Origin of the sequence: Brenneria corticis, from assembly GCF_003115855.1 — a bacterium.
GTDB classification, from domain to species: Bacteria; Pseudomonadota; Gammaproteobacteria; order Enterobacterales; family Enterobacteriaceae; genus Brenneria; species Brenneria corticis.
In genome coordinates this window covers 21,986-30,298 of record NZ_KZ819104.1, presented here as the reverse complement: position 1 = coordinate 30,298, position 8,313 = coordinate 21,986, and the positions used below count along the sequence as shown (strand labels likewise).

Below are 8,313 nucleotides of genomic sequence, written 5' to 3'. Positions count from 1 at the left end.
CACCATCGAACTGCCGGAAGGCGTGGAAATGGTTATGCCGGGCGACAACGTCAAAATGGTCGTTACCCTGATCCACCCCATCGCGATGGACGACGGTCTGCGTTTCGCCATCCGTGAAGGCGGTCGTACCGTAGGCGCGGGCGTTGTTGCTAAAGTTATCGCTTAATTGCGGATAACGTTTGACGCGACACGCGATAAAAGGGCATCATTTGATGCCCTTTTTCTACGCTGTCATGCGGTAGAACCTATCTCATCAGCGATTATCGAATATAATCATTGGTGAGATAGGCTCTGTAGATACGGCGTAAATACCGAATTATTCGTTTACAGAACATCTTTCGGTTTGGTTTGCCCTGCGTTGCGGGGCAAAGTTATTTGTCTGAATCATTGTGACGGGTTGGTTTATGAGTGCGAATACCGAAGCTCAGGGGAGCGGGCGTGGCCTGGAAGCGATTAAATGGCTGGTCGTAGCCGTATTGCTGGTAGTTGCGATTGTCGGCAACTATTACTACCGCGAGTTTAGCTTGCCGCTGCGCGCATTGGCGGTTGTTGTCCTGATCGCCGCCGCCGGCGGCGTGGCATTGCTGACCGCCAAAGGCAAAGCGACAGTAACGTTTGCCCGTGAAGCCCGTACCGAAGTACGCAAAGTCATTTGGCCGACTCGTCAGGAAACGTTACACACCACGTTAATCGTTGCCGCGGTTACTGCCGTGATGTCACTGATTTTGTGGGGGCTGGATGGTATTCTGGTCCGATTGGTATCGTTTATCACTGGCCTGAGGTTCTAAGATGTCTGAAGCCCCAAAAAAACGTTGGTACGTCGTTCAGGCGTTTTCCGGTTTTGAAGGCCGCGTGGCTCAGTCGCTGCGTGAGCATATCAAATTGCATAACATGGAAGAGCTGTTCGGCGACGTCATGGTGCCGACGGAAGAAGTGGTTGAAATTCGCGGCGGTCAGCGGCGCAAAAGCGAACGTAAATTCTTCCCCGGTTATGTACTGGTACAGATGGTGATGGAAGATGCGAGCTGGCACCTGGTGCGCAGCGTGCCGCGCGTGATGGGTTTTATCGGCGGTACGTCCGACCGTCCGGCGCCGATCAGCGACAAAGAAGTTGACGCCATCATGAACCGTCTTCAGCAGGCGGGTGATAAGCCGCGTCCGAAAACCCTGTTTGAACCGGGTGAAATGGTGCGCGTCAGCGACGGCCCGTTCGCCGACTTCAACGGCGTGGTGGAAGAAGTGGATTACGAAAAAAGCCGCCTGAAAGTCTCCGTTTCGATCTTTGGTCGCGCCACCCCGGTGGAACTCGACTTCAGCCAGGTGGATAAAGGCTAAACATTTATCCGCATCGCTGAAACTGCCGCTTGTCTCTGGCGCGAAATTAATCTACAATTTCGCGCCTTTTGTTTTTAGGGTGCCTGACGGCATCTGAAACGTATTAAACCACGGGGAGCCTTTTGCAAGGCGCTATTACCCATTCGAGGAAAGTAAAATGGCCAAGAAAGTACAAGCCTACGTCAAGCTGCAGGTTGCGGCTGGTATGGCTAACCCGAGTCCACCGGTAGGTCCGGCTCTGGGTCAGCAGGGTGTCAACATCATGGAATTCTGTAAGGCGTTCAATGCTAAAACTGAAAGCGTTGAAAAAGGCCTGCCGATCCCGGTTGTTATTACCGTTTATTCTGACCGTTCTTTCACCTTCGTTACCAAAACGCCTCCGGCAGCCGTGCTGCTGAAGAAAGCGGCGGGTATCAAGTCTGGTTCCGGCAAGCCGAACAAAGACAAAGTAGGTAAAGTGACGAGTGCTCAGATTCGTGAAATCGCAGAGACCAAAGCTGCGGACATGACTGGTTCTGACGTGGAAGCCATGGCGCGCTCCATCGAAGGCACTGCTCGTTCCATGGGCCTGGTAGTGGAGGGTTAATAAATGGCTAAGCTGACCAAGCGCATGCGCGTGATCCGTGACAAAGTTGATGCAACTAAACAGTACGACATCAACGAAGCTGTTGCCCTGCTCAAAGAGCTGGCCACTGCTAAATTCGTAGAAAGCGTGGACGTTGCCGTTAATCTCGGCATCGACGCGCGTAAATCCGACCAAAACGTTCGTGGCGCCACCGTTCTGCCGCACGGCACCGGTCGTTCCGTTCGCGTTGCCGTCTTCACCCAGGGCGCAAACGCCGAAGCCGCCAAGGCTGCCGGCGCTGAACTGGTGGGTATGGAAGATTTGGCCGATCAGATCAAGAAAGGCGAAATGAACTTCGACGTGGTTATCGCATCTCCGGATGCCATGCGCGTCGTCGGCCAGTTGGGCCAGGTTCTGGGGCCGCGCGGCCTGATGCCAAACCCGAAAGTCGGTACCGTAACCCCTAACGTTGCTGAAGCGGTTAAAAACGCCAAAGCGGGTCAGGTGCGTTATCGTAACGACAAAAACGGCATCATCCACACCACTATCGGCAAGGTTGATTTCGACTCAGACAAACTGAAGGAAAACCTGGAGTCTCTGCTGGTTGCGCTGAAAAAAGCCAAACCGTCTCAGGCGAAAGGCGTGTACATCAAGAAAGTCAGCCTGTCCACTACGATGGGCGCCGGCGTGGCGATTGACCAAAGCGGTCTGAACGCAGTCGCTGTCTGATAGCTTTTGTTTCGCTTTACTCGGGCGTGTGATTTACCTATAATCTTACGCCCGTTGTTCCGTTAGCGGAATTAAAGAAGAATTTTCGGTTGGAGCCTGGCCTATCCAGGCCTCCGTCCAAGACCGCAGGTGTCTCGCGAGAGGCTTAATCTTCCTGCGTAGACGGTGACAGAGCCTGAAGAAATTTTTTATTATTTATACAAATAGTTAAAGAATGGTCTTTGCTGGATTCTGCTCACCGTGTTTCAACGCTTATTTCCATTTTGGCGATAAGTGAAGTGAGTTCCGGAGGTTTCCTCCGGCTAAATCCAGGAGCAAAAGCTAATGGCATTAAATCTTCAAGACAAACAAGCGATTGTTGCTGAAGTCAGCGAAGTGGCCAAAGGTGCGCTGTCTGCGGTTGTTGCGGATTCCCGTGGCGTAACCGTGGATAAAATGACTGAACTGCGTAAAGCAGGTCGTGAAGCCGGCGTTTACATGCGTGTTGTTCGTAACACCCTGCTGCGTCGCGCTGTTGACGGTACTCCTTTCGAGTGCCTGAAAGACACGTTTGTCGGTCCGACCCTGATTGCATACTCTTTAGAACACCCGGGCGCTGCCGCTCGTCTGTTCAAAGAATTCGCCAAGGCGAATGCAAAATTCGAGGTTAAAGCTGCAGCCTTTGAAGGTGAGCTGATCCCGGCGGCGCAAATTGACCGTCTGGCAACGCTGCCGACTTACGAAGAAGCACTGGCACGTCTGATGTCGACCATGAAAGAAGCCGCCGCAGGCAAACTGGTCCGCACTCTGGCAGCCGTACGCGATCAGAAAGAAGCGGCCTAATCGCCCTTTTTTCGCTACCGCACTTGCTAACGTATAAACTATTTCTGATTCTTAGGAACAATTGTCATGTCTATCACTAAAGATCAAATTCTGGAAGCCGTAGCCGCCATGTCCGTAATGGACGTTGTTGAGCTGGTTTCCGCTATGGAAGAAAAATTCGGCGTTTCCGCCGCCGCCGCCGTAGCTGTTGCTGCTGGCCCGGCTGAAGCCGTTGAAGAAAAAACCGAGTTCGACGTTGTGCTGAAAGCCATCGGCGCTAACAAAGTTGCCGTTATCAAGGCAGTACGTGGCGCAACCGGTCTGGGCCTGAAAGAAGCCAAAGACCTGGTTGAATCCGCTCCGGCCGCTCTGAAAGAAGGCATCAGCAAAGATGACGCCGAAACGCTGAAGAAAGCACTGGAAGAAGCTGGCGCTGAAGTTGAAGTTAAATAAGCCATCTTTCCAGGTTGCAGTCTGATTTATCAGGCTGATGGCTGGTGACTTTTTAGTCACCAGCCTTTTTGCTCTGTAGGGCATCAATGGGGTTTCACACTATTCAGCCATTGATTCACCCCAATATCTTTTTCTATTGACGACTTAATATACTGCTTCCCTGTCTGGGTTCCCTGCCCGAGCAAGAGCAATGAAATGGTTTAAGAGTAATAGAAAGAGGTATTACGGAAAGGTCTCCATTTCCGACAAAACGTAAATAGTGTTGCATGACCTGTCCTTGCTAGGACGGACAGAGTAGTTCGACTTTTCAGCGAGCTGAGGAACCCTATGGTTTACTCCTATACCGAGAAAAAACGCATTCGTAAGGATTTTGGCAAGCGTCCGCAGGTGCTTGACATACCTTATCTCCTTTCTATCCAGCTTGACTCGTTCCAGAAGTTCATCGAGCAAGATCCGGAAGGTCAGTACGGTCTGGAAGCTGCATTCCGTTCTGTTTTCCCCATACAAAGCTATAGCGGCAATTCAGAGCTGCAATACGTTAGCTATCGCCTGGGCGAGCCGGTATTTGACGTTAAAGAATGTCAAATCCGTGGCGTGACTTTTTCCGCGCCGCTGCGCGTCAAATTGCGCCTGGTGATTTACGAGCGTGAAGCGCCTGAAGGCACCGTTAAAGACATCAAAGAGCAAGAAGTCTACATGGGCGAAATTCCGCTCATGACCGACAACGGCACCTTTGTGATCAACGGTACTGAGCGTGTTATCGTTTCTCAGCTGCACCGCAGTCCGGGCGTATTCTTCGACAGCGACAAGGGTAAAACCCACTCTTCAGGTAAGGTGCTGTATAACGCACGTATTATCCCTTACCGTGGTTCCTGGCTGGATTTCGAATTCGATCCGAAAGATAACCTGTTCGTCCGTATCGACCGCCGCCGCAAACTGCCGGCGACCATTATCCTGCGCGCGCTGGGTTACTCCACCGAACAGATTCTGGATTTGTTCTTCGACAAGATTGTCTATGAAATCAATGGCAATAAGTTGCAGATGGATCTGGTCCCTGAACGCCTGCGCGGTGAAACGGCCTCTTTCGACATTGAAGCGGAAGGCAAGGTTTACGTTGAAAAAGGCCGCCGCATCACTGCCCGTCATATCCGTCAGTTAGAGAAAGACGGCATTGAGCGTATCGAAGTGCCGGTTGAATATATCGTCGGCAAAGTGCTGTCCAAAGATTATATCGATGAGAGCACCGGCGAGCTGATCGGCGCGGCGAATATGGAGCTGTCGCTGGATCTGCTGGCGAAGCTCAGCCAGTCCGGCCACAAACAGATTGAAACCCTGTTCACCAACGATCTGGATCACGGTCCGTATATATCGGAAACCGTGCGTGTCGATCCGTCAAGCGATCGCCTGAGCGCGCTGGTGGAAATTTACCGCATGATGCGTCCCGGCGAGCCGCCGACGCGTGAAGCCGCGGAAACGCTGTTCGAGAACCTGTTCTTCTCCGAAGACCGTTATGACCTCTCCGCGGTCGGTCGGATGAAGTTTAACCGTTCCCTGCTGCGCGACGAGATCGAAGGTTCCGGTATCCTGAGCAAAGAAGACATCATCGATGTGATGAAAAAGCTCATTGATATCCGTAACGGCAAGGGCGAAGTGGATGATATCGACCACCTCGGCAACCGCCGTATCCGTTCCGTCGGTGAAATGGCGGAAAACCAGTTCCGCGTCGGTCTGGTGCGCGTAGAGCGTGCGGTGAAAGAGCGTCTTTCCCTGGGCGACCTCGACACCCTGATGCCGCAGGACATGATCAACGCCAAGCCGATTTCGGCGGCGGTGAAAGAGTTCTTCGGTTCCAGCCAGCTGTCGCAGTTTATGGACCAGAACAACCCGTTGTCCGAGATTACGCACAAACGTCGTATCTCCGCACTGGGCCCAGGCGGTCTGACCCGCGAACGCGCCGGCTTTGAAGTTCGAGACGTACACCCGACCCACTACGGTCGCGTATGTCCTATCGAAACGCCGGAAGGTCCGAACATCGGTCTGATCAACTCCCTGTCCGTGTATGCGCAGACCAACGAGTATGGCTTCCTGGAAACCCCGTATCGCCGCGTGCGCGATAACGTGGTGACCGATGAAATCCATTACCTGTCGGCAATTGAAGAAGGCAACTTCGTTATCGCCCAGGCGAACACCAACCTGGACGAAGAAGGCCACTTCATCGATGAGCTGGTAACCTGCCGTAACAAAGGCGAGTCCAGCCTGTTCAGCCGCGATCAGGTTGAATATATGGACGTATCCACCCAGCAGGTGGTATCCGTCGGGGCGTCGCTGATTCCCTTCCTGGAACACGATGACGCCAACCGCGCCTTGATGGGCGCGAACATGCAACGTCAGGCCGTTCCGACCCTGCGCGCCGACAAGCCGCTGGTGGGTACCGGCATGGAGCGTGCGGTTGCGGTCGACTCCGGGGTTACCGCGGTCGCGAAACGCGGCGGCACCGTGCAGTATGTCGATGCGTCGCGTATCGTGATCCGCGTTAACGACGACGAGATGTATTCGGGCGAAGCCGGGATCGACATCTACAACCTGACCAAATACACCCGTTCCAACCAGAACACCTGCATCAGCCAGATGCCGTGCGTGTCGCTGGGCGAACCGGTTGAGCGCGGCGACGTGCTGGCTGACGGCCCGTCCACCGATCTGGGCGAGCTGGCGCTGGGTCAGAACATGCGCGTGGCGTTCATGCCGTGGAACGGTTACAACTTCGAAGACTCCATCCTCGTCTCCGAGCGCGTGGTGCAGGAAGATCGCTTTACCACCATCCATATTCAGGAACTGGCCTGCGTGTCGCGCGACACCAAGCTGGGGGCTGAAGAGATCACCGCGGATATCCCGAACGTGGGTGAAGCGGCGCTTTCCAAGCTGGATGAGTCCGGCATCGTTTATATCGGTGCGGAAGTGACCGGCGGCGATATTCTGGTGGGCAAGGTCACGCCGAAAGGCGAAACCCAGCTGACCCCGGAAGAGAAGCTGCTGCGCGCCATCTTCGGCGAGAAGGCCTCCGACGTTAAGGATTCCTCGCTGCGGGTGCCGAACGGCGTTTCCGGTACGGTTATCGACGTACAGGTCTTTACCCGCGACGGCGTGGAAAAAGACAAACGCGCGCTGGAAATCGAAGAGATGCAGCTCAAGCAGGCCAAGAAAGACCTGACCGAAGAGCTGCAAATCCTGGAAGCCGGTCTGTTTGCCCGTATCCACGCGGTGCTGGTTTCCGGCGGCGTGGAAGCGGACAAACTGGACAAGCTGCCGCGCGAGCGCTGGCTGGAACTGGGTCTGACTGATGAAGAGAAACAGAATCAGCTGGAACAGTTGGCCGAACAGTACGACGAACTGAAGCACGAGTTTGAGAAAAAACTCGAAGCCAAGCGCCGTAAAATCACCCAGGGCGACGATCTGGCGCCGGGCGTGCTGAAAATCGTCAAGGTGTATCTGGCCGTCAAGCGTCAGATTCAACCGGGCGACAAGATGGCCGGCCGTCACGGGAACAAGGGCGTTATCTCCAAGATCAACCCGATCGAGGATATGCCTTACGATGAGAACGGCGTGCCGGTCGACATCGTGCTGAACCCGCTGGGCGTACCGTCGCGTATGAACATCGGTCAGATTCTGGAAACCCACCTGGGTATGGCGGCGAAAGGCATCGGCGACAAGATCAACGCCATGCTGAAGCGGCACGAGGAAGTGGCCAAACTGCGCGAGTTCATCCAGAAAGCGTACGATCTGGGCGACGATGTGCGCCAGAAGGTTGACCTGAATACTTTCTCCGACGAAGAAGTTCTGCGTCTGGCTGAGAACCTGAAAAAGGGCATGCCGATTGCAACGCCGGTATTCGACGGTGCAAAAGAGAAAGAGATCAAGGAACTGCTGCAGATGGGCGGTATCCCGACCTCCGGTCAGATCACGCTGTTTGATGGCCGTACCGGCGAGCAGTTTGAGCGCCAGGTTACCGTTGGCTATATGTATATGCTGAAGTTGAACCACTTGGTCGACGACAAGATGCACGCCCGTTCCACCGGTTCTTACAGCCTGGTCACTCAGCAGCCGCTGGGTGGTAAGGCGCAGTTCGGTGGTCAGCGCTTCGGTGAGATGGAAGTGTGGGCGCTGGAAGCTTACGGCGCAGCCTATACCCTGCAGGAAATGCTGACGGTTAAATCCGATGACGTGAACGGCCGTACCAAGATGTATAAAAACATCGTGGATGGCAATCATCAGATGGAACCGGGCATGCCGGAATCCTTCAACGTACTGTTGAAAGAAATCCGCTCGCTGGGTATCAACATCGAGCTGGAAGAAGAGTAATTCCAGCCCGTTGTATCGCTGGCGTTCGTCATAGGGGCACCTGAACCTTGTTTTTTAACGGCAGGGTTTAGGTG

Annotated in this window: 8 protein-coding genes; all 8 read left to right on the top strand. The window is 54.1% G+C overall.

Features of this window, described 5'->3' with window-relative positions; all coding sequences use genetic code 11:
• Window positions 1-166: EF-Tu C-terminal domain-related protein (locus DDT56_RS22845; RefSeq protein ID WP_470287761.1), on the top strand; the 166-nt coding region annotated here is incomplete at its 5' end.
• A 238-nt stretch (window positions 167-404) separates the two neighbouring features.
• Window positions 405-788, top strand: a complete 384-nt coding sequence (secE, locus tag DDT56_RS22835) for a preprotein translocase subunit SecE (RefSeq protein WP_009114821.1) — start codon at window positions 405-407, stop codon at window positions 786-788.
• A 1-nt stretch (window position 789) separates the two neighbouring features.
• Entirely contained in the window at window positions 790-1,335 is a 546-nt protein-coding gene (gene nusG / locus DDT56_RS22830) for a transcription termination/antitermination protein NusG (protein ID WP_009114820.1), read from the top strand.
• 157 nt (window positions 1,336-1,492) lie between these two features.
• Window positions 1,493-1,921 (top strand): 50S ribosomal protein L11, encoded by a 429-nt coding sequence (gene rplK / locus DDT56_RS22825; RefSeq protein ID WP_136168668.1) that lies wholly within the window; start codon window positions 1,493-1,495, stop codon window positions 1,919-1,921.
• Window positions 1,922-1,924: 3 nt separating this feature from the next.
• Window positions 1,925-2,629 carry a 50S ribosomal protein L1 gene (gene rplA, locus DDT56_RS22820; protein ID WP_009114818.1) on the top strand — a complete coding sequence of 235 codons (705 nt, stop codon included), beginning with the start codon at window positions 1,925-1,927 and terminating at the stop codon, window positions 2,627-2,629.
• A gap of 324 nt (window positions 2,630-2,953) precedes the next feature.
• Window positions 2,954-3,451 (top strand): 50S ribosomal protein L10, encoded by a 498-nt coding sequence (gene rplJ, locus DDT56_RS22815; protein ID WP_136168667.1) that lies wholly within the window; start codon window positions 2,954-2,956, stop codon window positions 3,449-3,451.
• A 66-nt stretch (window positions 3,452-3,517) separates the two neighbouring features.
• Window positions 3,518-3,883, top strand: coding sequence for a 50S ribosomal protein L7/L12 (gene rplL / locus DDT56_RS22810; RefSeq protein ID WP_136168666.1), 366 nt, complete (start codon window positions 3,518-3,520; stop codon window positions 3,881-3,883).
• A gap of 327 nt (window positions 3,884-4,210) precedes the next feature.
• Window positions 4,211-8,239 carry a DNA-directed RNA polymerase subunit beta gene (gene rpoB / locus DDT56_RS22805; RefSeq protein ID WP_136168665.1) on the top strand — a complete coding sequence of 1,343 codons (4,029 nt, stop codon included), beginning with the start codon at window positions 4,211-4,213 and terminating at the stop codon, window positions 8,237-8,239.
• Window positions 8,240-8,313 lie beyond the last annotated feature (74 nt).